Genomic DNA, 22272 nt, shown 5'->3' on the forward strand with positions numbered 1-22272 from the left:
CCATACACTAAATAAGACTACAATAGTCTAGTTTTTATGTCAATTTATATACATAGAAAATATCGGTCTCTTTTTCGAGAATCAGTTATCATTCACAAATTTGTAACATTTTAACAATGTGTGGATAAATTATGAAATATCCCGGATTATTGTATTTCTATCAGTTGTTCAATGAAGTCTTCCTTTCCGGACTTTTTTGCAAACGCTACAGCAATATAGGTCCCCTTTTGCAAATCTTTCTCTTGTTTAATTGTTTTTGTAATTAAGCCGCGCCGGACATTTTTTTCCCAATCCAAGTAATCGATAAATCGATACGTATCCGGATCAAACAGAGCAATCCCAAATTCATCGGCGCCGCCCGGCAAATATGTTTCATATTTATAGATGTCCTCCCGCTCCGATTTTTCAAAGGAGAATTGCATAATTCGCGGATAGTCCGGTTCAGCAACAACATATAAATACGGGATATGAATGGTTTGGCTTCCGCTGTGCATGTCAATGAACCCATTATAAATCTCATTTTTCTTATGTTGGTTTTTTACTTCTATACCAATGGTTATTTGTTTTTTCTCTTTTGGCTTTAAGTAAAATGGACTCGGCAAATCCCATGCAATAGTATCAGAGCGGAGTGGTGTAGAAAATGTACAGCGAATGGCGTGATCACTAACATTTTCTACCGTTATCATTTTCTTCGTTTCTTCAAATGTTTTCCCTTTTACTTTTCCATATTGAAGGGCAGCAGGCTGAATGATCGTCTCGGTACGTAATGCTTCCTCCATTTGAATCCGCCCGGCTCCTTGTTCAAATGACTGGTACAATTGATTTGCTTCATTTAAAAGTGGTTTGCTTGTACTCATGAGGACTGCTTTAATTTGTTCCGGGGTCCAGTCCGGATTTGCTTGTTTCAGAATGGCACTTGCCCCGGCAACATGCGGGGCAGACATACTTGTTCCTGCCAGCGGTTTATATCCGCCCGGCACAGTGCTTTCGATCGCAACACCCGGGGCAACGACGTCCGGTTTTATTTCCCAGCTAAATGTAACCGGCCCGCGGGAACTAAAGTCCGCCAGCCTATCTTGTTCGGTTTTATTTACTATTTTTGCCGGCGTATTGCTCGTTTCCATAAGTTTCAGAAGATGTTCTCCATCTTTTTTTGATAGGAAAGCAACCGGCAAATTCATTTCACCATCCAACATTCCTAAAACCGCTTTATCTTCATTATTATAGATGATGACCGCCTTTGCCCCATATTTTTCAGCCGTACGGACTTTATCAGAAAAAGTTAGTTTTCCTCTCTTAAGGAGAACAATTTTCCCGTTCACATCTATATCTTGGTAATCTTTTTCTCTTCCTAATCCCCCGGCAACTATCATATATGATCGATCGAGATTCCATGGCTTTGAACCGGTAAGAGGGGAGAGGCGAAATTGTTGACCATAATAGTCTACATACGGTATTTGAATCTCCGGCGTACTTGCACCGACCGAAATTGCTCGATGGGAAGTCCCCGGAGAACCTACCGTCCATAAATCCGGTCCTGAATTACCATTTGATGTGACTGCGACAATCCCGTTTTCCACCGCTTTATCTAAGGCAAGACTGGTTGGCAAATCCGGTCCGTTGATACTTGTGCCCAAGGAAAGGTTTAACACATCAACCCGGTCCTTGATGGCTTGTTCAACGGCAGCAATAATCATCTCTGTTGTCCCAAATCCACCGGGTCCTAAGGCGCGATAGGCATAGATTTCCGCTTCCGGTGCGACACCTGTCATTTTTCCATTTGCGGCAATCACACCAGCCACATGGGTCCCGTGAAACGTATTATTTGGGCCCATATCGACTGTTTCCATCGGGTCATGATCATTATCGACAAAATCATACCCTTTGACATATGATTTTCGTAAATCCGGATGTGTGTAATCGATTCCTGTGTCAATAATACCTACTTTAATTCCTTTTCCTGTTAAGTGGTTTCCATTTTTGTCGGTGAGATGGCGAATTTTACTTGTACCAATATAATTAATGCTGTTGAAAGTACCGTTTGAAATTTGCGGATAGGGACTTATATCCAGTTTGTATGTATAGGACGGATAGATGTTTTCAATGGAGGTTTTTTCGGCCAATTTTTTTATTTGGCTACTCGGACCCATTACAGAAAAACCGTTAAATATATTTTGAAAATGATACCTTAACTTCAGGTCCGGGTAGGATCGGAGTAGTTGTTTCGCTTCACTTTCGGTCATCGGTTTATTTACTTTTACGATGACCGTTTGTTGCGTATCTTGATCTTGAGGAAGGGCAGGTCTTTCATATTTTCCTGCGCACACGTACTTTATGTTTATTGGGGCAGATAAAACGAAGATAGAAAAAATTAAGCAGAGAACGAAACATTTGCGGGCTATTTTCATAATCAAACCTCCCTGATTGAATAACTTTCCTATTAGTATGTCTGGGAAATTTGGATTTATTAGGTTTGATTAGAAACGGCCACATGGTCTGCGGTTACGAATGTGTTTGGTCTGATTGGTTACGTGCCACTTGGTCTGCGGTTACGAATGCGTTTAGTTTGATTGGTTACGTGCCACTTAGTCTGCGGTTAAATTTTATTTGGTTTCCTATCTTAGGTAATGGCAGACCACATCTAGTCTGCAGTGTCAGATTTATTACTTGAGTTTCGCACCTTGGAAACCAATAAATTGGTAAAACCCGTTCTCGTCGACTTTTTGAGGCGGAAAAATCTCTTTTTTGACGACGAGATCCATTCTCGTCATCATTTTGGGGCGAGAAACTCCACTTTTTGGCGACGAGACCCGTTCTCGTCGTCTTTTTGAGGCGAAAAACTCCACTTTTTGGCGACGAGACCCGTTCTCGTCGGCATTTTGAGGCGGAAAACTCCATTTTTTGGCGACGACACCCGTTCTCGTCACCATTTTTGGGCGGAAAACTCTATTTTTTGGCGACGAGACCTCTTGTCGTCGGCATTTTTGTGCGGGAAACTCCATTTTTTGGCGACGAAACCCGTTCTCGTCGGCATTTTGAGGCGGAAAAATCTCTTTTTTGACGACGAGATCCTTTCTCGTCACCATTTTGGTGCGGGAAACTCCATTTTTTAGCGACGACACCCCTTCTCGTCGGCATTTTGAGGCGGAAAAATCTCTTTTTTGTCGACGAGATCCATTCTCGTCATCATTTTGGGGCGAAAAACTCTATTTTTTGGCGACGAGACCCCTTCTCGTCGACTTTTTTGCGTGGGAAACTCCACTTTTTGGCGACGACACCCGTTCTCGTCACCACTTTGAGCCGAGAAACTTCATTTTTTGGCCATCACCCCAAAACCAACCCGCCATAAACAAAAGCGGCAACAATCACAATAGCCGGGTGAATTCTCCAACGTTCAATCATAAAAAAACTTATCACTCCAATCCCGACTGTTTGCCAAATACCAATTCCTTCATATGATTCAACAAAAAAGTCCCATGCCATCACACCAAGTAAAATCGCAATAATCGGGCGAACATAGCTCGTCAATCGTTTTACTTTTGGAGAATTTTTATACTTTAACAAAATCTTCAATAAAATAATCATTAAAATTAGCGATGGGGCAACCGTAGCAAAAACAGCGATAATGGCGCCTAAGACACCGCCAACATCATAGCCAATATAACCGGCCATTTTTGTCGCAATCGGCCCCGGTAAAGAATTTCCCAATGCCAAAATTTGACTGAACTCCTGGACGGTATACCAGCCATAGCGATCAACCACTTCATTTTCAACTAAGGGGATTGAGGCCGGTCCGCCACCATAACCCAAAATTCCGGGGATAAAAAACGCCAGAAAAATATTCCAATAGATCATGCGCCCGTCCTCTCTTTCTTTTTGACCACCTGTTCCTCCTTATCCCTTTGGACGAATGCAGCAATAAGAAATACGGCAATTACAATGGCCGGATGAATATGGAAGAATTGCAGAACGATTAAAATAAGAACACTTAGGACAATTGTTTTTCCGGTACCAAAATCCTTCTTTGTATTTTTTAAAAACTGCCAGGTTAACGTCCCCATCATGACACCGACAACCGGAATAATCGCTGCAATCATCCCGTTCACCCAATTAAATTGTTTTATTTTATCAATGGAAGCAAATAATAGAATCATCGCAACAATCGTCGGTAATATATTCGCCAAAATCGCATTGACCATTCCAACGTATCCGCCCACCCGGTAGCCGATATAACCGGCCATCTTCGTATTAATGGGTCCCGGCAATGTATTGGCAAGGGCAAGAATATCTCCAAACTCTTCCGCATTCATCCAATTAAATCGCTCCACAACTTCCTTGTAAACGAGTGGAATGGACGACGGTCCCCCACCATATCCCAAAATTCCCGAGCGAAAAAAAGCAATAAAAATGTCTCGCTGTTTTTTCATGTTACACACCTTTATCTGTTCAATGTAAAATACTTTGTTTTACCTTGTATTTAAAATAACATATCGGTCCTCTGCCCAAAGCAAATTTATGTTAAATTTCAATTATGATTAGTTGAGGCTAAATCAACATTGATCCTCTACTCAAAACTAGTTTATGTTAATTTTCATTCACGCAAGATAGCATGAGGCTACATCAACATTGATCCTCTACCCAAAACTAGTTTATGTTAAATTTCAATCACCATGCAGCTGCCGTTCCATCTGTTCTTGACTCACTGCCGGCAATGAGACAACCTGTTTTTTCATCCCGCCAAATGATTTGCCCTCTGCCAAAGTTGTTCGACTCAGATTGAATATTAACTTGATGTCCTCTTCTTTCCAACTCTTGGATAATATGGTGCGGAAAACGATTTTCAAATTCAACAACTTTACCTTTCATCCATTGCCATCTTGGTGCATCAAGGGCAGCTTGCGGATTTAACCCGAAATCAATCGTATTCATGATAACTTGGACATGTCCTTGTGGTTGCATGAATCCGCCCATCACACCAAACGGACCGACCGCTTCATTTCCTTTTGTTAAAAATCCCGGGATAATCGTATGATATGTACGTTTCCCGCCTTCTAACGCATTCGCATGACTCGGATCAAAGGAGAAATTATGTCCCCGATTTTGTAAAGCAATTCCTGTCCCCGGTACAACTAAACCGGAACCGAATCCCATGTAATTACTTTGAATGAAGGAAACCATATTTCCGTCTTTGTCAGCCGCTGCTAAATAAACCGTGCCACTGCCGGAAGGATCACCCGCTTCAGGGAACTGTGCTTCCTCACCAATCCGTTTTCTCCTTGTCTCGGCATATGCTTCACTTAATAGTTGTTCCGGTGTCACAGACATTTTATTTTTCTCTGTTACAAATTTCTGCCCGTCGCTAAATGCAAGTTTCATAGCTTCAATTTGTTTATGATACACATCTACGGATTCTTTTTCATGAAACTCAAAACCTTTCAAAATATTTAATGCTAAAAGTGCAACGATACCTTGCCCATTCGGCGGAATTTCCCATACATCGTAGCCACGATAGTTAACATTAATTGGCTCCACCCATTCCGGTCGATAATTGGCTAAATCTTCATCTTTTAAAAATCCTCCTGTTTCCTTAGAGAATGCGGCAATTTTTTCCGCCAGCTCACCTCTGTAAAACGACTCAGCATTCGTTTCTGCGATTAATTGCAGCGTTTTTGCATGGTCGGGTGATGCCCAAATTTCGCCGACCCGTGGTGCCCGCCCTTTTGGTGCGAAGGTTTCAAACCAATGCTGAAAGTGGTCCTCTGTTAATTTATTTTTATAAATAGAAAAAGCCCGTTCCCAAAATCTTCCTAAAGTTGGGGAGATTGGATATCCTTCACTTGCATACTCGATTGCAGGTTTTAATACCTCCGATAACGGTAATTTGCCAAACCGCCTCGACAGCTCTGCCCAAGTACCGGGAGCACCTGGAACCGTCACCGGAATCCAGCCATGGGTTGGAATCTCATTAAATCCCCGTTCTTTCACAGCATCGATGGAAATCGATTTTGGCGCCGGCCCACTCCCATTCAGACCATATAACTTTCCATTTGTCCAAACTAAGGCAAATGCATCACCACCAATACCATTCGATGTCGGTTCAACAACAGTCAAACAAGCTGCCGTGGCAATTGCCGCATCAATGGCATTCCCGCCTTTTTTTAAAATTTCCAATCCGGCTTGTGCAGCGAGGGGCTGAGATGTAGCAACTATCCCCTTTCTTGCATAGGTAGCATTCCTAGGAATTGAATACGGATTGGACAGATGGTTAAATGAAATCACGAACCTCTCCCCCTTATTTTCTGAATTATATTGAATGATACAAACAAATTAAGATTTTGTCAATAATAAATCAGACAAAAATAAAAATTTATTATATTATAGTTTCCATTTTAAAAGTTAATTTAAATAATGACTTACATTTTGTTATTTTTATTTGATAATATATTTCATATGGGTTGTTCAACACATTCTTACATGAAAAATTTTCTGCTATTATATGAAAAAGGTAGTTTGAAAGGAGATGTCGCAATGAAGTTAGATGATGTCGATAAGAAGCTATTGAATGAACTAACGAAAGATGGACGAATTTCCTACGTTGAATTGGCAAAAAAAGTCGGCCTTTCCCGGGTGGCCGTTAAAGATCGAATTGAAAGTTTAAAAGAACGGGGGATTATTGAAAAATTTACCGTTGTTATTAATTCAGAAAATGCAGGGAAACAAGTATCCGCATTCTTTGAGGTGGATGTGGAACCGATGCAACTGATTAAAGTAGCTGAGAATTTGGCAGCAAACCCAAACGTTGCCAGTATTTACCAAATGACCGGCCCAAGTACACTTCATATGCACGTTTTAGTTGAGGATTTTAAAATGCTAGAATCATTCATCAACACTGAGCTTTATTCTGTTGAGGGGATTACTCGAGTGGAAAGTTCGGTTATTTTGCGGCGATTTAAAAGTCGGAGCGGATATAAGTTGTGAAATCCAATTTGGGGGATGGTTTTTTTATCGAATGAGGGCTACCCTGACGGATTATTTGTAAATGTTAATTAAAGAGGAACAATTTTTACACAATAAGGGCTGTCTTGACGACAATCATCCTGACAACCCTTTTGTTCCTCTTATTTCGTCCCGAACAACCGGTCGCCGGCATCTCCCAAGCCCGGGATAATGTACCCTTTTTCATTCAGTCTTTCATCAAGGGCAGCGATGTAAATATCGACATCCGGATGGGCTTCTTCCAATGCTTTCAATCCTTCCGGTGCGGCAATTAGACACATGAAAATAATATGTTTCGCCCCGCGTTTTTTCAAACTGTTAATCGCTTCGACAGCTGATCCGCCTGTAGCCAACATTGGATCCACAACAATGAAGTCCCGATCTTCAATGTCTGAAGGAAATTTCACATAGTATTCCACCGGTTTTAATGTTTCCGGATCGCGGTATAATCCGACATGTCCGACTTTTGCGGCAGGAATTAATTTTAATATCCCGTCAACCATACCCATTCCGGCACGTAAAATCGGAACAATCCCTAATTTTTTCCCTGATAGTACTTTTGCTTTCGTTTTTGCAACCGGCGTTTCAATCTCGATTTCATCCAAGGGCAGGTCTCTTGTTGCTTCAAAAGCCATTAATGTCGCAATTTCGTCAACCAATTCACGAAATTCTTTGGTCCCGGTTTCTTTTTTTCGTATGTATGTAAGCTTATGTTGGATTAAAGGATGGTCAAAAACGTAAACTTTTCCCATAGAAAACAGCCCCTTTTTTAGATTTTAAATTTTCCTGCATACGGACTCGCTTTATTTTACAAAAAAATACAAAGTTCTACAATTCCTTCTTTATCTTATCATATTAGTTAAGCATTTGTCTTGTTCAGATTAGCACAATTATATGTATGTGTATAATTATTTTTCCTAATAAAATCTTTCACTAATCTTGGAAAATTATTTTACTCATATTAACTCAATTTAACTTTTCTACGATAAATTGCCAAAATGAAAGCCCCCTATTCGGAGGCTGTATTAAGAAGTGATTTATTAATTTTTTAGGATTCGTTTCCCTGAACGACATTTACATACAATGGACGTTTTTCTGTTAAAGCCTGAACGCGTCCCCGGGAAGCTTCCAAAACAGCTTGATCTTGATAATTTTTCAAGGTTGTTGCAATGATTTTGGCCACTTCGACCATATCTTCTTTCGTAAAACCGCGTGAAGTAACTGCTGCCGAACCGAGACGAATACCACTTGTGACATTCGGGCTTTCCGGATCATAAGGAATCGTATTTTTATTGCATGTGATCCCAATTTCATCCAATACTTTTTCCGCAACATTTCCGGTTAATCCGAGCGACCGCAAGTCAACGAGTAAAAGATGATTATCCGTACCGCCGGAAACAAGTCTTAACCCTTCTTCCACCAATGTTTCACCGAGTTGTTTTGCATTTGTGACTACGTTTTCGATGTATGTTTTAAACTCCGGTTGCAATGCTTCACCAAGGGCTACCGCTTTAGCCGCAATTACATGCATCAACGGACCGCCTTGTATCCCCGGGAAAATTGACTTATCGATTTGTTTTGCATATTTTTCTTTGCAAAGAATCATTCCGCCCCGTGGTCCGCGCAAAGTTTTATGTGTGGTCGTCGTGACAAAATCCGCATAAGGAACCGGATTAGGGTGAAGTCCGACAGCAACAAGGCCGGCGATGTGAGCCATATCCACCATGAAATAGGCACCAACTTCATCCGCAATTTCGCGGAACTTTTTAAAATCGATGACCCGCGGGTAAGCACTGGCACCGGCGACAATTAATTTCGGTTTATGGGTCCGGGCTTTTTCTAATACATCGTTATAATCAATTGTTTCCGTTTTTTCATCGACACCATAATCGACAAAATGATATTGTTTCCCGCTAAAATTTACCCGGCTACCGTGAGTGAGATGGCCACCGTGGGACAGATTCATCCCAAGAACCGTATCGCCCGGTTGTAAAATAGAAAAATAGACAGCCATGTTTGCTTGTGCTCCGGAATGTGGTTGAACGTTGGCATGTTCCGCTCCAAAAATTTGTTTCGCTCTGTCCCTCGCTAGGTCTTCCACAACATCAACATATTCACAGCCACCATAATACCGTTTCCCCGGATACCCTTCCGCATATTTGTTCGTTAAAACAGATCCTTGGGCTTCCATAACCGCTTCAGAAACAAAGTTTTCAGAAGCAATTAACTCAATTTTGTTTTGTTGTCTTTTTAACTCATCCTGAATTGCTTGAAAAACAGCCGGGTCTTGCTTAGCAATATGACTCATTTTCTTTATCTCCTTCCAGTTGTTTTCGATTTGCCGTTTGGCGATTTCATTTTTCACCTTTTGCCAAAAATATGAATCGTACCCAAAAGGGTTTTAAGGAAAATACTTCGTTCATACTTTGAGCAAAGGCTTTTGGCAGTGAACCAAAAATATGTACATATTACGAAATTAGAAAAAATTTGAATGCTCTATTATTGTAACATGTTTTTTGATATTCGGAAACTATCTATTTTTTACAGAAATTCTACACTAAATGTTCGTGTTTTGGAAAAATATATAAAAAGGGTCGCTGCTCTTTAGGAAAAAATATTCCGTTATGAGCAGGACCCTGATTTTAAAAACTATTTATGTTAGGCAAGTGGAATCGTCATGATCTAATTGATATACGGCCCTTTCCCCTCCGATTAGTTTTGGTCTTGTTTTTGCAAGGGTGACATGAGCACTGCCAATTTGGTTTCTCGAAACTCGTACCGGAACAGCGACGTGTTTCAAGTGCATCCCTATAAAAGTGTCCCCGATATCAATTCCAAAATCTGCTTTTATCTGTTCAACAACGACCGGATCGGAACATTGCCGATAAGCATAGGCCGCCATTGACCCACCTGCTTTTGGAACGGGGATGACTGAAACTTCCTCCAATCCATAACGTTCCGCTGTCAAACGTTCGACTACCAACGCTCGGTTTAAGTGCTCACAACATTGGAAGGCAAGGCTGACCCCTGTCGAATCGGCAAATCGCTTACATTCCTGATAAATCATTTCTGCTACATCGATTGATCCTTTCGTGCCAATGGTTTTCCCGATGATTTCAGAAGTTGAACAGCCTACGACAAGAATTTGATTTTTCTTTACATCGATTTTCTCGGCAAACTCTGAAAAAATTTGCTTAGCCTCTTCCCTCCATTGTTCGATCCGTTCCACTCTTTCGTTCACCTCATACTTTTCATACTATCTAGAAAATAGCATTTTAAAAACAATGGGTTTACTTAAAAATGTGTAATTCCGGTCCCATCTTATTTATTTTCATATTCATCAATTTTTCCAATACGTCTTTGATGTCTTCCTCCGAGAAATTCAGTTGTTAACCATGTTTTTGCAATCTCACGGGCCAGTCCCGGGCCGATAACCCGTTCACCCATAGCCAAAATATTTGTATCATTATGTTCACGGGTTGCTTTTGCACTAAAAACATCATGACAAAGCGCACAGCGGATGCCTTTGACTTTATTCGCTGCAATACTCATACCGATTCCTGTTCCACAAATGAGAATGGCCCGGTCAAATTCCCCGTTTGCCACTTTTTCCGCAACAGGTAGGGCATAGTCCGGATAATCAACCGATGTTTCACAATCGCAACCGAAATCTTCATATTCAATTCCAAGCTCTTCCAATAAACTTACGATTTCACCTTTCAGATGGACACCGCCATGATCTGCTGCAACGGCTACCTTCATCCTTATCACCTCTACTATTCGTGTATGTACCTTCTAGTATGAATCTTTATCTTCATTTTATCACAACTGAAAATATCCGGTATACTTACAGGCTTGGAAAACAAGGGCTACAAAAATGGAGGGCCCCTGAAACCTAAAATTTCCACCGGTATTTTATGCTTTTTTTAAAAAATATTTAAAAAAGATAAGTTGGTGATGCCATAATTTTGTCTACCATATTAAAAAAGGGAAACGATTTTTGTTTCCCTTTCGTATTTTTCGATCGCATCGTCATTGTAACATTTAAGCGATTTTAAATTGTGTTATCGTTTCTTTCAATTTATTGGCAAGTTCTTTTAATTCGACTGCAATTTCTTCTACATTAGTAATTACAGATGCTTGTTCCTGGGTAGAAGCGGCCACTTCCTCAGCACCCGCAGAGGTCTCTTCGGCAATGGCTGATACTTCCTGAGATTGGATTGATGTATTGTGAATACTGGTCATTTGTTGGTCAACTAATATGGAAATATTTTTCACGGCCTCGGCAACTTGATAAATCTTTGCCGTCATATCTTCCATCATTTGATTTGTACCGGCCCCTTTAGCTACTTCTTGATCGACGGATTTGACCTGACCGGAAATTTGGTTTAGAACTTGTTTCACTTCATTTTGAATATTATTTAAAAGTTCGGAAATTCCATTAACCGCTTTGGCACTCTCATCTGCTAAATTCCGAACTTCTTCTGCAACAACCGCAAAACCTCGGCCATGTTCACCGGCACGTGCCGCTTCAATTGAGGCATTCAGTGCCAACAAATTCGTCTGGTTGGCAATATCCCCGACAAGATGAATGATTTGTTCCACCTGTTCCGCATTTTTAGCCAAGCGATGAACCGATTCCAATGACTCTTTATTAGCCAGAGCCAAGTCTTCAATCCCGGTGATGAGTGAAGAAATAGCTTGTCTGCTTTTTTGCAAAACATCAAGCATTTCATTCGATTCTTTTTCAGAGTTTTTCGCTTTTGTCTGCACTTCCATCGCGATTTTTATCACATCTTCAATTGACTCTGCCGTGTTTTGAATTGACTCAGCGGAATTCTCAGCACCCTTTGATATTTCTGTAATGGTCTTTGCAATATTTTCGGCTTGTTCCGTTGCTTTTCTTGATTCTCGTGAAATTAAAAGCACTTTTTCATTGGTTTCAGAAAAATTATTCTCAATCTGCCTAACCATTTTGCGCAAGTTTTCAAGCATATAGTTAAACGCTAATCCGACAGCCCGAATTTCATCATCTGATTTGGAAACCTTTACATCTTTTGTAATATCTCCACTTGCCGCTTGCATGGCAGCCTGCTCTAAATCTTTTAACGGACGAACAATAAAGAACGCGGCCAAAAAAGCTAATATACCTGACCAAATAATTCCGAGAGCTAATGTTCCAATTGTGAAGACAAACTGATTAATGATATTTTCAAAGAATAAGGGGTAAAGAATATAAATAAAAAAAGCACTTGTTGAGTAAGTAATCAATGCCAGTAATGTTGTAAACCAGACTAGCTTTTTGCGGAGACTAAATTTATATTTTTTTCTGTTCATGTGCTCCTCCCCTTTGAAGACATTGATAATTTATTTTATACACCTAATGCAATTGATCCTCCAGCTTTGTGATTAAGTCATATAATTCCTGGTATGTACGTCGATATGTATCAATAGAACCGCCATACGGATCACTGACATCCATTCCATCTGCCTTAACAAATTCTTTTAAAGAAAAAACTTTATGTCGTAAATCGGGATATTGACCAACGATATAATCTTTGTGGGATTTCGTCATCGTCAAAATAAGATCGGCCCAATCGGCAACTTCCTTTGTAAATGGAGTGGATTGGTGTTGGTGGACTATGTCATTTTCTTGTAAAACTTCTTTTGCAAACGGCGAAATGTCAGATCCTTGTACAGCAAAAAGTCCTGCTGATTTGACTTCCAGGTTTTTATCAAGCTTTCTTGCAATTGCCTCTGCCATTGGACTTCTACATGTATTCCCGGTACAAATAAATAATATTTTTTTCATATCCAATCCCCCTATTTTATTATACGAGAATGGTGTTCATATTAAAAGTTTTTTGCAGGAAGGCTGAAGTGAGAGAATAGTTTCATATTTAAAAAGGAAAGATTAGTTTAATACCAAAGAATAAAAGAATGGTACCGCCAAAAGCTTCACTGTATTGACCAATAATTCCTTTCATTTTACGGCCTAACAATAGTCCGGCCCATGTTAAAATAGTTGCAAAAAAGCCGAATAACGTTATTGCAGTTATTGTCTTGGCACCGAAAATTCCCAGCGTTAATCCTAAAGAGAAACTATCCAAACTGACACTGATGGCAAATAAAAATAAGCCGATACCAATCGGTTTAAAACTTCTTTTTTCATCATTTTTAAAACCGGACATAAACATATGGAAACCAATGAGGATCAATAATATCCCACCGGCATACGTGGCAAGTGCTCCAAATTGTTCGGATAAAAAATTCCCGGTCAGCATTCCAATCAACGGCATCCAGATATGAAATAACCCGACAGTCAGGCCAATTTTTACAATTTGTTTTAACCTTATCGAGGCCATTCCCATACCTAAGCTTACTGAGAATGCATCCATCCCCAACGCAAAAGCCATCAACGACAGTGTAAATACTTCACCTGTAACAGTAGACATGTAATTCCCCCTACCCAGAACGTACTCTTGGACTAGCTTTTATAAACATATGCAGGTTTTTGGGGGAATAGACATGCTTTTCATCGCGACTTTCTCTTGGACAAAACAGCTCATATTTCGGGGAACTGCTACGGAGGGAAAGCCGCGCTATTGGACAGTTTTGACGAAAAACAGGCTCAAACTGTCTATAAAGTTAATCAACGGTTTGAGTTGTGTTCTTTAATTATTCGATGACCGGCTGCTTTTAATAAGCGGTTCATAATTGCAACACCAATTCCTTCACGGGGAAAAACTTCTCCGTAAATCATATCGATCTCTTCTTGGTCAAATTGGCGTAATGCATCATATAAATGATGAGCCACTGTGGATAATTGCTCTCTTTGCCCACAACTGACGACCAAATCGGCTTGATATGTATTTACCCGTTCATCCGTCGTCAATATGCCAACCCGTTTGCCGATTTTTCGCATCGAATCCACCGTTTCTTGTAAAAAAGCCGAGCTGCCATCCACCAGATACATCGGTGCTGCCGGTGCATAATGGGTATATTTCATCCCAGGTGATTTCGGTTTTTCCACTTCTTCCTTCACTTGCCGATCCATGCCAACCGAACCGATAATCCCTTCAATCTCCTCTCTTGTTGTACCACCCGGACGCAAAATAACCGGGATTGGTTCTGTACAATCTATGACCGTTGATTCCACACCAACCCCGGTTTCACCTCCGTCCACAATCCCGGCAATTTTCCCATTTAGATCCTTATACACATGTTGGAATTTCGTAGGGCTTGGTTTACCGGAAAGATTGGCACTTGGAGCAGCAATCGGTAACCCGCTCGCTTCAATTAACGCTAAGGCAACAGGGTGGTTGGGCATACGAATTCCTACGGTTGGAAGTCCTGCCGTTACCTTGTTTGATAAAATTCCTTGTTTTACTTTTAAGATGACTGTTAGCGGACCGGGCCAAAATGCGTTCATCAATTTTTTAGCTTGTTCCGGTATTTCTTCCACATATTTATCCACATCTTCCATTTTACTTATATGAACAATTAGTGGATTATCACTTGGCCTGCCTTTTGCTTCATAAATTTTATTAACAGCTTCATCGCTTAATGCATTTGCCCCTAAGCCATACACCGTTTCTGTCGGAAATGCCACCACTTCATTTTTTTGTAATACCTCTGCCGCTTCAATAATCTGTGGATATGTGTATAAATTTTCCACAGTGTTATCCACAGTCCATATTTTTGTTAACATGTTTTTCTCCTTCTTTGTTGAAAATTATAATCGTTCGACTGTTATCATCCACAAAAATATGAATGAAACTCCATAAAATTAGTGAAAGTCAATGAAACTATCCACAAAACTGTGGATAAATATGTTTAAAATGTGGATAAATATGCCCTCAACCATCCTTTTATCCACAGGCGAGCACTGTTTATCTAGAACTTCTTTTTATAAGTATAGGAAAAAAGTGCAAAAAATAAAAGTAAGGAATGAACAATCATGACAGAAACACTACTCCCTGCATTTTTTTAAATGGTAAATGAATAAGATTGATAGATTTGGTCAACAATGGGTTACTGAAGGGAGAGGAGTTCGATGAGGCAAAGAACGATACATGCAATTGCATTCTTTTTCATATTGGTTACGATGGCCAGTATGTTTAGTTTATATTTACCAAAAAGTTTTGCACAAGAGGAAGATGTAGTAGTTATCCCAAATGAAGCCATTCGACTACGAATTTTAGCAAATAGTAATTCCGAACAAGATCAAAGGATTAAAAGAATTGTTCGGGATCGAGTAAATGCCCAAATTACCGAATGGGTTAGCGAATTAACCTCCATGGAAGCGGCAAGAGAAAAAATCATTACAAATTTAGATATTCTTGAGGCAACGGCAAAAGAGGTATTGGAAGAAAACGGGGTAAATCAGAAAGTTCAAATTCGTTTTGGGGAAGTGGATTTTCCGACAAAACTATATGGTAATTTTCTTTATCCAGCCGGGAAATATGAAGCAGTGTTAATAACGCTTGGGGAAGGGACCGGGGCCAATTGGTGGTGTGTCTTGTTTCCACCGCTTTGTTTCTTGGATTTTTCAAGCGGGACTGCGGTGAGCGATGGATTTGAGGATAAAGGAAAAAATGTTTCAGATGACACGAAAATAGACCTGACTACACATAAAGAGAAAAAAAATGACGTGACGGCAAAATCAAATTCAGACGATCAATCAAATGAACAACTATATGTGGAAGAAAATGAAGAGGATGTAGAAGTAAAATTCTTTTTAGTAGAATTCATTGAAAATATATTTGATTTATTTAAATAAGGGTAAGCTTTTGGAAAACCGTATGGTAGAAAACCCGTCGTTTCCAAAGAGCTTACCTTTTTGTTTGTAGAGTATAAAAAACCTTTATTCAATATAACCATACACCATTCGTTCTTTGCCATTGATATCATTCACGATTTCAATATCTATAAGAGGGAATAGTTCGCGGACGAGTTCCCTAATGGCTTGTCCTTGGCCGCTACCGATTTCAAAACCGATTAATGCCTTTTCTTTGATTACATGTGGCAGTTGCTGAATAATTTTTCGATAAAAATCCAGGCCATCCAGTCCGCCAAACAAAGCGGAAGGCGGCTCGTGATCTTTGACAACTGTTGATAAGCTTCCACGATCACTAAGCGGAATATAAGGCGGATTCGAAACAATGATGTCAAACCGCTTTTTCCCGATAAACGGTTCCAATAAATCCCCTTCAACCAGCTGAATATCAGCACCGAACCTTTTCGCATTTTCCTCAGCTATAACCAATGCTCCCTTTGATACATCGGAGGCAATGACATTCAATTCCGGCATTTCCAGCTTTAAAGTAATCGCAATGGCACCGCTCCCCGTTCCAATATCAATACAGTCTAATCCTTGACAGGTTCCAAAATATTTTTTCACTCTTTCCAGCATGCCAAGGACCAATTCTTCAGTTTCGGGACGGGGAATTAATACATCCGGATTTACGACAAATTTCCTTCCAAAAAATTCCTCGTAACCAAGCAAATATTGAATTGGAGAACCGTCAACATGTTGATAAATCAATTTTTGGAAAGCGATCCACTCAGATAAGCTCAACTTTTCCCGCAAATTCAGCAATAGTCGGGTACGGTCCATCTGTAATACATGGCGTAGAGCGAGTTCCGACACATTTTTATCCCGATCATGTTCCTCTAAAAAAGAAGAAGCCCAGTTGAGAGCTTCAAAAATATACTTTCCATCAGCTTGCTTCATTTTTTAATCTTTCCGCCTGTTCATTTAAAATTAATGCTTCAATAATTTCTTCCAATTTGCCTTCCAAAATTTGATCGAGTTTTTGGATAGTTAAACCAATTCGATGGTCCGTTACACGGTTTTGCGGAAAATTATAGGTACGAATCCGCTCAGAACGATCGCCGGTTCCGACTGCAGATTTCCGGTTTGCATCATATTCGGCTTGCGCTTCTTGTTGGTATTTATCATAAATCCGGGCACGTAATACCTTCATGGCTTTTTCGCGGTTTTTAATTTGGGAACGCTCATCTTGGCAAGTAACAACAATGCCGGTTGGAATGTGCGTTAAACGGACTGCGGACATCGTCGTGTTAACACTTTGCCCACCGGCGCCCGTTGAAGCAAACGTATCAAAGCGAATATCTTTTTCATTTATTTCCACATCGACATCTTCCATTTCCGGCAGAACAGCGACTGTAGCCGTCGATGTATGAATGCGGCCGCCTGATTCTGTTGTTGGCACGCGTTGGACACGATGAGCGCCATTTTCATATTTTAATTTCGAATAGGCACCATGGCCATTGATCATAAAAATAATCTCTTTATATCCGCCTAAACCGGTGGAATTGGCTTCGATAACATCAATTTTCCAACCTTGACTCTCAGCATAACGACTGTACATACGGAACAGATCTCCGGCAAATAACGCCGCTTCCTCACCACCGGCTGCACCACGGATTTCCATAATGACATTTTTATCATCATTCGAGTCTTTTGGAATCAATAAAATTTTTAATTGTTCCTCCAGTTGTTCAGCACGTTCCTCCAGGCTGGCAACCTCTTCTTTGACCATTTCACGCATTTCCGCATCCAGTTTATCTTCCAACAACAATTTTGCATCTTGGAGTTCTTCTTTAACTTGTTTATATTCACGATAGGTTTGCACGGTTTCCTGAATAGCTGACTGTTCTTTTGAATACTCCCGCAGTTTCTTCGGATCACTAACTACATCCGGATCACTAAGTAATTCATTTAATTTTTCATAACGGTCTTCCACAGCAGCTAATCGATCAAACATCGACATCCGTTACTTCACCCCTTCCATATATTTTTATCGGCCGCACTCTTAATTTTTCTCTCGGGAGATCCGGGATTTCATGATGATGACGACAACGTGGCTCATAACTTTCTGTTGCTCCTACCATAATGACCGGATCGTAATAAGATGCCGGCTTTCCGTTAATTAATCGTTGTGTACGACTGGCCGGTGATCCGCAAATTGTACAAACTGCCTGCAATTTAGTTATTTGTTCAGCGATACTTAACAACTTCGGCATTGGTCCAAAAGGTTCCCCGCGAAAATCTAAATCCAGTCCGGCTACGATGACCCGATAGCCCTCATTCGCTAATTCCTGGACAATGTCTACAATCCGATCATCAAAAAATTGTACTTCATCAATGGCGACAACATCGGTATCTTTTGTTATAAAGTCAAATATATCATCAGCATCACTCACCGGATGAGCATGAATGGCATCTCCGTTATGGGAAACGACCTCTATTTTACTGTAGCGATCATCTAATTTCGGTTTAAAAACTTCTACTTTTTGTTTGGCAAACTGACAGCGACGGACTCTTCGGATTAATTCCTCGGATTTTCCGGAAAACATGCTGCCACAAATGACCTCTACCCATCCTGATTGCTTCATTACATACATGCTGATTGCTGCTCCTTCCATCACAATTGACGAGTCTATTTCTTATTATTGGTTCCCAATCTATATAATAATCGATACATTCGTTGATGGAAACCCCTTTTTCGCTTTATCCCACTTTTAACGGGTAGTAAGACTCCCACCTTATGATTCTAATTTACAAAAAAATAGGTGCTGATTGAACTGCCGGCATTCGTCCGATTCGTTCAACTAACCATCATGAGGGAATGAAGAAACCCTCCGCTGATGGAATTTTCACTAATGGACGTATAAAAAAACAGGCAAGTGATCAGAACTTCTTGCCTGTTTTATATCCGAAACATATAGCCACACAAATGGACCATACCGTCTATTGTTTAAGACCGTATTTTTTGTTGAAGCGTTCAACACGACCATCTGCAGTAGCAAATTTTTGACGACCAGTATAGAATGGGTGACATTCAGAACAAATTTCTACACGTACTTCATCTTTAACTGATCCACTTTCAAATTCATTACCGCAAGCACATTTTACCATTACACGTTTGTAATTTGGATGGATTCCTGCTTTCATCCTATTTCACTCCTTTTGCCCTGAATCATTCTGAAACAGAGTTATTTCTCATCCATAAAGGTATCGTTAAAAAAACACTATTACTATTATAGCAAGTTGCCTCCTAAAAAGCAATAATCGTTTGCTGTAAAACAATACCATTTGATCTTTTTGCTCAAAGTCCACTTACTATGATAATGCTCGTTTTAAAACAAGGAAAATCTTCTATGATAATGCCCGTTTCGAAACTCCATTATTTTTTAATTCATCCGTTAATGTTGTAATGAATTCCTCGTTTGTTTTCGATTGCTGCAATTTTCTTATAAATTTCTCAGCAAAATCAGGCGTATCGGATAATGATTTGCGAAGTGCCCATAAGATTTCCAGTTGGGATTTCGGTAATAACAATTCTTCTTTCCGTGTGCCGGATCGCCGAATATCAATTGCCGGGAAGATTCTTCTTTCTGCGAGTGCCCGGTCAAGATGTAGCTCCATATTACCGGTTCCTTTGAATTCTTCATAAATAACATCATCCATACGAGAACCGGTATCGATTAATGCCGTTGCCAAAATAGTCAAACTGCCACCCTCTTCAATATTCCTAGCAGCTCCGAAAAATCGTTTTGGACGATGGAAAGCTGCCGGGTCAATTCCCCCGGAAAGTGTCCGTCCACTTGGCGGAATTACTAAGTTATAGGCACGGGCAAGTCTTGTGATACTATCCAGTAAAATGATAACATCCCGTTTATGTTCAACTAAACGCATAGCCCGATCAAGCACAAGCTCAGCAACCTTAATATGATTTTCCGGAACTTCATCAAAGGTTGAACTGACGACTTCTGCTTTTACGGAGCGCTCAATATCGGTTACTTCTTCCGGTCGTTCGTCAATCAGTAAAACGATCAACTCTGCTTCCGGATGGTTTCTTGTAATACTATTGGCAATTTGTTTTAATAGAACGGTTTTCCCTGCTTTAGGCGGAGCAACAATCAAACCCCGTTGTCCAAAACCAACCGGTGTAACTAAGTCCATAATCCGTGTCGACAAGATATGAGGTTCGGTTTCCAACTTGATTTGCCGGTCCGGATATAGCGGAGTAAGTGCCGGGAAATGAACCCGTTCTTTCGCAGTTTCAGGATTTTCGCCGTTTACCGCTTCTACATGTAAAAGTCCGAAATACCGTTCATTCTCCTTTGGCGGCCGTACTTTTCCGGATACTTTATCCCCGTTTCTGAGATCAAAACGGCGAATTTGCGATGCGGAAATATATATGTCTTCTGAGCTTGGCGTATAATTGATCGGACGTAAAAAACCGAAGCCCTCTGACTGGATAATGTCCAAAACACCTTCCATGAAAAAGAAACCTTCTTGCTCTGCACGTGCCTTAAGAATTGAAAAAATCAGTTCTTTTTTGGTCAATTTACTGTAATAAGAAACTTGATATTTCCGTGCAAGCTCGTACAACTCTTTCAGTTTCATATTCTCCAACTGAGCAATATTTACATTTACATTTACTTCTTCCAAAATCTACACCACGCTTTTCAAATTTACATAGAATGTTTATTTATTTCTGTTTGTTAATAAATTGGGTTGTTCTTTTGAAGGGAATAAAGAAGTGATGATTTGGTAAGCTGTTGGGGCAGCTTGTTTACTTCTTCATAGAATTATTGGTATTCAAAGGGAAATTATTTTCTCTACTGTTTGGCAAATAGTCCAAAACTATATTACCATATTCTTTTAAGAAGCTAAAGTAGTAATATGCCTTAAGTCGAGAAAATTTTTTTACTTTTTTTGACAAAATTCTTAAAAATACCCAACCATGGTTTAATTTACATGATTGGGATTTATCACATACTGGATGAAAGCAAGCTAAAATGAGTTTTATTCGTGCTTTTCCAACCGAAAAAAGTTCAACACGCATTTTGTCGTCCAAGTTTTTTTCGCAACAAGCATTTACGTCTTTTATTACTGAAAAGGTTTCAAAATCGCTTAACACCCTGATTAATCAACTACCGAAAAAAGTTTCAAAGTCGTATAGACGCCCAATTTTCTTTATTGCATAACAAGGTCCGGTTTTTTCTTAAAGCTATGTCTTCCGTCAATAAAACGAACGGTTCCTGATTTTGCCCTCATAACGACAGAATGAGTTAATCCGTAAGCACCTTTTAATTGAACACCTTTGAGCAATTCTCCATCGGTAATTCCTGTTGCCGCAAAAATTGCATCATCCCCGCAAACTAAATCATCCATTAGTAATGTCTTGTTATAATCGACACCCATTTGTTTACATCTCTCAACTTCTGAATCATTTTGCGGCTGGAGTCGACCTTGTAACTCTCCGCCCAGACATTTCAAAGCAACCGCAGCAATAACTCCTTCCGGTGCGCCGCCAATTCCAAACAGGATATCGACACCGGTATGATCAAACGCGGTGTTAATCGCTGCGGCAACATCTCCCTCATTAATAAGTTTAATTCGTGCACCGGCTTCCCTGATTTCGTGGATAATTTTTTCGTGACGCGGTCGATTCAAAATTGTTGCAACAACGTCTTCAATATCTTTATTTTTTGCTTTTGCTACCGCACGTAAATTATCGATAACCGGTGCATTAATATCGATTTGTCCGACAGCTTCGGGACCGACGGCAATTTTATCCATATACATGTCAGGCGCATGTAACAAATTCCCTTCATCGGCAATGGCAAGAACTGCAAGCGCATTCCAGCTCCCGGAGGCTACGATATTTGTTCCTTCAATCGGATCAACGGCAATATCAACACACGGGCCATTTCCTGTACCAAGTTTCTCACCTATATAAAGCATTGGGGCCTCATCCATTTCCCCTTCGCCAATGACTACGGTTCCTTTCATAGGGACTGTGTTTAAAACTTGTCGCATTGCTTGAGTTGCAGCATCATCCGCTTCATTTTTCTTTCCCCGTCCCATCCATCTGGCTGATGCTAATGCGGCGGCTTCCGTCACTCGAACTAATTCCATTGACAAACTTCTTTCCATCCGGTAATCCCCCTGAAAACTATTTTTTAAACATATGTCCAATATATTATAGCACATTTTTTATTTTGTAGGACACATTTGTAAAAAATATATAAAGAAGAATGAGGTGTCTATCTGGCGACTAAGATTCAGTCATATCTTCAAATGCTATTAATTATTGATTGGCCCCCATCTTAAGACTCTTTTATCCGATTATTTCATGTATTTTTCTTTATCACCGTAAAGAATTCAAGGTAAGTTAATCCCAATCGTGGATCATAATAAATTTAACATGAAAAGGGTGTCTCATTATCGAATTA

Annotated in this window: 21 protein-coding genes; 2 read left to right on the top strand and 19 right to left on the bottom strand. The window is 40.1% G+C overall.

Annotation, left to right across the window (positions count from 1 at the left end; genetic code table 11):
- Window positions 1-146: 146 nt before the first annotated feature.
- The 5 genes from LIZ98_RS02730 to ggt all read right to left on the bottom strand — a co-directional run bounded on the left by LIZ98_RS02730 (window position 147) and on the right by ggt (window position 6279).
- Window positions 147-2408: a S8 family serine peptidase gene (locus tag LIZ98_RS02730; protein ID WP_227138950.1), complete on the bottom strand. Its 2262-nt coding sequence runs from the start codon at window positions 2406-2408 to the stop codon at window positions 147-149.
- A 255-nt stretch (window positions 2409-2663) separates the two neighbouring features.
- Window positions 2664-3086 carry a hypothetical protein gene (locus tag LIZ98_RS02735; protein WP_227202927.1) on the bottom strand — a complete coding sequence of 141 codons (423 nt, stop codon included), beginning with the start codon at window positions 3084-3086 and terminating at the stop codon, window positions 2664-2666.
- A gap of 238 nt (window positions 3087-3324) precedes the next feature.
- The gene (locus LIZ98_RS02740) at window positions 3325-3855 is read right to left on the bottom strand and encodes a chromate transporter (RefSeq protein ID WP_034773198.1); all 531 of its coding nucleotides are present in this window, start codon (window positions 3853-3855) and stop codon (window positions 3325-3327) included.
- A complete protein-coding gene (locus tag LIZ98_RS02745; RefSeq protein ID WP_227138946.1) occupies window positions 3852-4427 on the bottom strand; it encodes a chromate transporter in 576 nt (191 codons plus the stop codon). Before LIZ98_RS02745 ends, LIZ98_RS02740 begins: the two co-directional genes overlap by 4 nt.
- Window positions 4428-4665: 238 nt before the next feature.
- The gene (gene ggt / locus LIZ98_RS02750) at window positions 4666-6279 is read right to left on the bottom strand and encodes a gamma-glutamyltransferase (RefSeq protein WP_375293563.1); all 1614 of its coding nucleotides are present in this window, start codon (window positions 6277-6279) and stop codon (window positions 4666-4668) included.
- 249 nt (window positions 6280-6528) lie between these two features.
- Here ggt and LIZ98_RS02755 point away from each other — a divergent pair, with 249 nt between their 5' ends.
- On the top strand, window positions 6529-6978 hold the full coding sequence (locus LIZ98_RS02755) for an Lrp/AsnC family transcriptional regulator (protein ID WP_216407167.1): 450 nt from the start codon (window positions 6529-6531) through the stop codon (window positions 6976-6978).
- A 140-nt stretch (window positions 6979-7118) separates the two neighbouring features.
- Here LIZ98_RS02755 and upp read toward each other — a convergent pair whose 3' ends face one another.
- The 8 genes from upp to LIZ98_RS02795 form a co-directional block, all read right to left on the bottom strand.
- Window positions 7119-7748 carry a uracil phosphoribosyltransferase gene (gene upp / locus LIZ98_RS02760; protein ID WP_034773209.1) on the bottom strand — a complete coding sequence of 210 codons (630 nt, stop codon included), beginning with the start codon at window positions 7746-7748 and terminating at the stop codon, window positions 7119-7121.
- Between the two features lie 296 nt (window positions 7749-8044).
- Window positions 8045-9304 (bottom strand): serine hydroxymethyltransferase, encoded by a 1260-nt coding sequence (locus LIZ98_RS02765; protein ID WP_227138955.1) that lies wholly within the window; start codon window positions 9302-9304, stop codon window positions 8045-8047.
- 345 nt (window positions 9305-9649) lie between these two features.
- Window positions 9650-10225, bottom strand: coding sequence for a TIGR01440 family protein (locus tag LIZ98_RS02770; protein ID WP_227138945.1), 576 nt, complete (start codon window positions 10223-10225; stop codon window positions 9650-9652).
- Window positions 10226-10317: 92 nt separating this feature from the next.
- On the bottom strand, window positions 10318-10758 hold the full coding sequence (gene rpiB, locus LIZ98_RS02775) for a ribose 5-phosphate isomerase B (RefSeq protein WP_034773212.1): 441 nt from the start codon (window positions 10756-10758) through the stop codon (window positions 10318-10320).
- 282 nt (window positions 10759-11040) lie between these two features.
- Window positions 11041-12333 carry a methyl-accepting chemotaxis protein gene (locus tag LIZ98_RS02780; protein WP_227138944.1) on the bottom strand — a complete coding sequence of 431 codons (1293 nt, stop codon included), beginning with the start codon at window positions 12331-12333 and terminating at the stop codon, window positions 11041-11043.
- 43 nt (window positions 12334-12376) lie between these two features.
- Window positions 12377-12808 carry a low molecular weight protein arginine phosphatase gene (locus LIZ98_RS02785; protein WP_034773215.1) on the bottom strand — a complete coding sequence of 144 codons (432 nt, stop codon included), beginning with the start codon at window positions 12806-12808 and terminating at the stop codon, window positions 12377-12379.
- An 88-nt stretch (window positions 12809-12896) separates the two neighbouring features.
- Window positions 12897-13451: a manganese efflux pump MntP gene (locus LIZ98_RS02790; protein WP_227138943.1), complete on the bottom strand. Its 555-nt coding sequence runs from the start codon at window positions 13449-13451 to the stop codon at window positions 12897-12899.
- Window positions 13452-13648: 197 nt separating this feature from the next.
- A complete protein-coding gene (locus tag LIZ98_RS02795; protein ID WP_227138942.1) occupies window positions 13649-14707 on the bottom strand; it encodes an L-threonylcarbamoyladenylate synthase in 1059 nt (352 codons plus the stop codon).
- Between the two features lie 345 nt (window positions 14708-15052).
- On the opposite strand from LIZ98_RS02795, the gene spoIIR reads away from it, so the two are divergent.
- Window positions 15053-15778, top strand: a complete 726-nt coding sequence (gene spoIIR / locus LIZ98_RS02800) for a stage II sporulation protein R (protein WP_227091905.1) — start codon at window positions 15053-15055, stop codon at window positions 15776-15778.
- Between the two features lie 84 nt (window positions 15779-15862).
- Here spoIIR and prmC read toward each other — a convergent pair whose 3' ends face one another.
- From prmC to glpX, 6 genes are all read right to left on the bottom strand, one after another.
- Window positions 15863-16732: a peptide chain release factor N(5)-glutamine methyltransferase gene (gene prmC / locus LIZ98_RS02805; RefSeq protein ID WP_227138941.1), complete on the bottom strand. Its 870-nt coding sequence runs from the start codon at window positions 16730-16732 to the stop codon at window positions 15863-15865.
- Window positions 16719-17789 (bottom strand): peptide chain release factor 1, encoded by a 1071-nt coding sequence (gene prfA / locus LIZ98_RS02810; protein WP_227138954.1) that lies wholly within the window; start codon window positions 17787-17789, stop codon window positions 16719-16721. The genes prmC and prfA overlap by 14 nt, the downstream gene beginning before the upstream one ends.
- Window positions 17782-18429, bottom strand: a complete 648-nt coding sequence (locus LIZ98_RS02815) for a thymidine kinase (protein ID WP_034773223.1) — start codon at window positions 18427-18429, stop codon at window positions 17782-17784. The genes prfA and LIZ98_RS02815 overlap by 8 nt, the downstream gene beginning before the upstream one ends.
- A 346-nt stretch (window positions 18430-18775) precedes the next feature.
- Window positions 18776-18979, bottom strand: coding sequence for a 50S ribosomal protein L31 (gene rpmE, locus LIZ98_RS02820; RefSeq protein ID WP_034773224.1), 204 nt, complete (start codon window positions 18977-18979; stop codon window positions 18776-18778).
- Window positions 18980-19183: 204 nt separating this feature from the next.
- Window positions 19184-20482: a transcription termination factor Rho gene (rho, locus tag LIZ98_RS02825; protein ID WP_082026129.1), complete on the bottom strand. Its 1299-nt coding sequence runs from the start codon at window positions 20480-20482 to the stop codon at window positions 19184-19186.
- 528 nt (window positions 20483-21010) lie between these two features.
- Entirely contained in the window at window positions 21011-21973 is a 963-nt protein-coding gene (gene glpX / locus LIZ98_RS02830; RefSeq protein WP_034773232.1) for a class II fructose-bisphosphatase, read from the bottom strand.
- Window positions 21974-22272 lie beyond the last annotated feature (299 nt).

Source organism: Caldibacillus sp. 210928-DFI.2.18, from assembly GCF_020554505.1.
GTDB lineage: Bacteria > Bacillota > Bacilli > Bacillales > Caldibacillaceae > Caldifermentibacillus > Caldifermentibacillus hisashii.

Coding starts and splice junctions, on each gene's coding strand:
- LIZ98_RS02730 (WP_227138950.1), bottom strand. CDS start 2,408: ATGAAAATAGCCCGCAAATGTTTCGTTCTCTGCTTAATTTTTTCTATC.
- LIZ98_RS02735 (WP_227202927.1), bottom strand. CDS start 3,086: ATGGTGACGAGAAAGGATCTCGTCGTCAAAAAAGAGATTTTTCCGCCT.
- LIZ98_RS02740 (WP_034773198.1), bottom strand. CDS start 3,855: ATGATCTATTGGAATATTTTTCTGGCGTTTTTTATCCCCGGAATTTTG.
- LIZ98_RS02745 (WP_227138946.1), bottom strand. CDS start 4,427: ATGAAAAAACAGCGAGACATTTTTATTGCTTTTTTTCGCTCGGGAATT.
- LIZ98_RS02755 (WP_216407167.1), top strand. CDS start 6,529: ATGAAGTTAGATGATGTCGATAAGAAGCTATTGAATGAACTAACGAAA.
- upp (WP_034773209.1), bottom strand. CDS start 7,748: ATGGGAAAAGTTTACGTTTTTGACCATCCTTTAATCCAACATAAGCTT.
- LIZ98_RS02765 (WP_227138955.1), bottom strand. CDS start 9,304: ATGAGTCATATTGCTAAGCAAGACCCGGCTGTTTTTCAAGCAATTCAG.
- rpiB (WP_034773212.1), bottom strand. CDS start 10,758: ATGAAGGTAGCCGTTGCAGCAGATCATGGCGGTGTCCATCTGAAAGGT.
- LIZ98_RS02780 (WP_227138944.1), bottom strand. CDS start 12,333: ATGAACAGAAAAAAATATAAATTTAGTCTCCGCAAAAAGCTAGTCTGG.
- LIZ98_RS02785 (WP_034773215.1), bottom strand. CDS start 12,808: ATGAAAAAAATATTATTTATTTGTACCGGGAATACATGTAGAAGTCCA.
- LIZ98_RS02790 (WP_227138943.1), bottom strand. CDS start 13,451: ATGTCTACTGTTACAGGTGAAGTATTTACACTGTCGTTGATGGCTTTT.
- LIZ98_RS02795 (WP_227138942.1), bottom strand. CDS start 14,707: ATGTTAACAAAAATATGGACTGTGGATAACACTGTGGAAAATTTATAC.
- spoIIR (WP_227091905.1), top strand. CDS start 15,053: ATGAGGCAAAGAACGATACATGCAATTGCATTCTTTTTCATATTGGTT.
- prmC (WP_227138941.1), bottom strand. CDS start 16,732: ATGAAGCAAGCTGATGGAAAGTATATTTTTGAAGCTCTCAACTGGGCT.
- prfA (WP_227138954.1), bottom strand. CDS start 17,789: ATGTTTGATCGATTAGCTGCTGTGGAAGACCGTTATGAAAAATTAAAT.
- LIZ98_RS02815 (WP_034773223.1), bottom strand. CDS start 18,429: ATGTATGTAATGAAGCAATCAGGATGGGTAGAGGTCATTTGTGGCAGC.
- rpmE (WP_034773224.1), bottom strand. CDS start 18,979: ATGAAAGCAGGAATCCATCCAAATTACAAACGTGTAATGGTAAAATGT.
- glpX (WP_034773232.1), bottom strand. CDS start 21,973: ATGGAAAGAAGTTTGTCAATGGAATTAGTTCGAGTGACGGAAGCCGCC.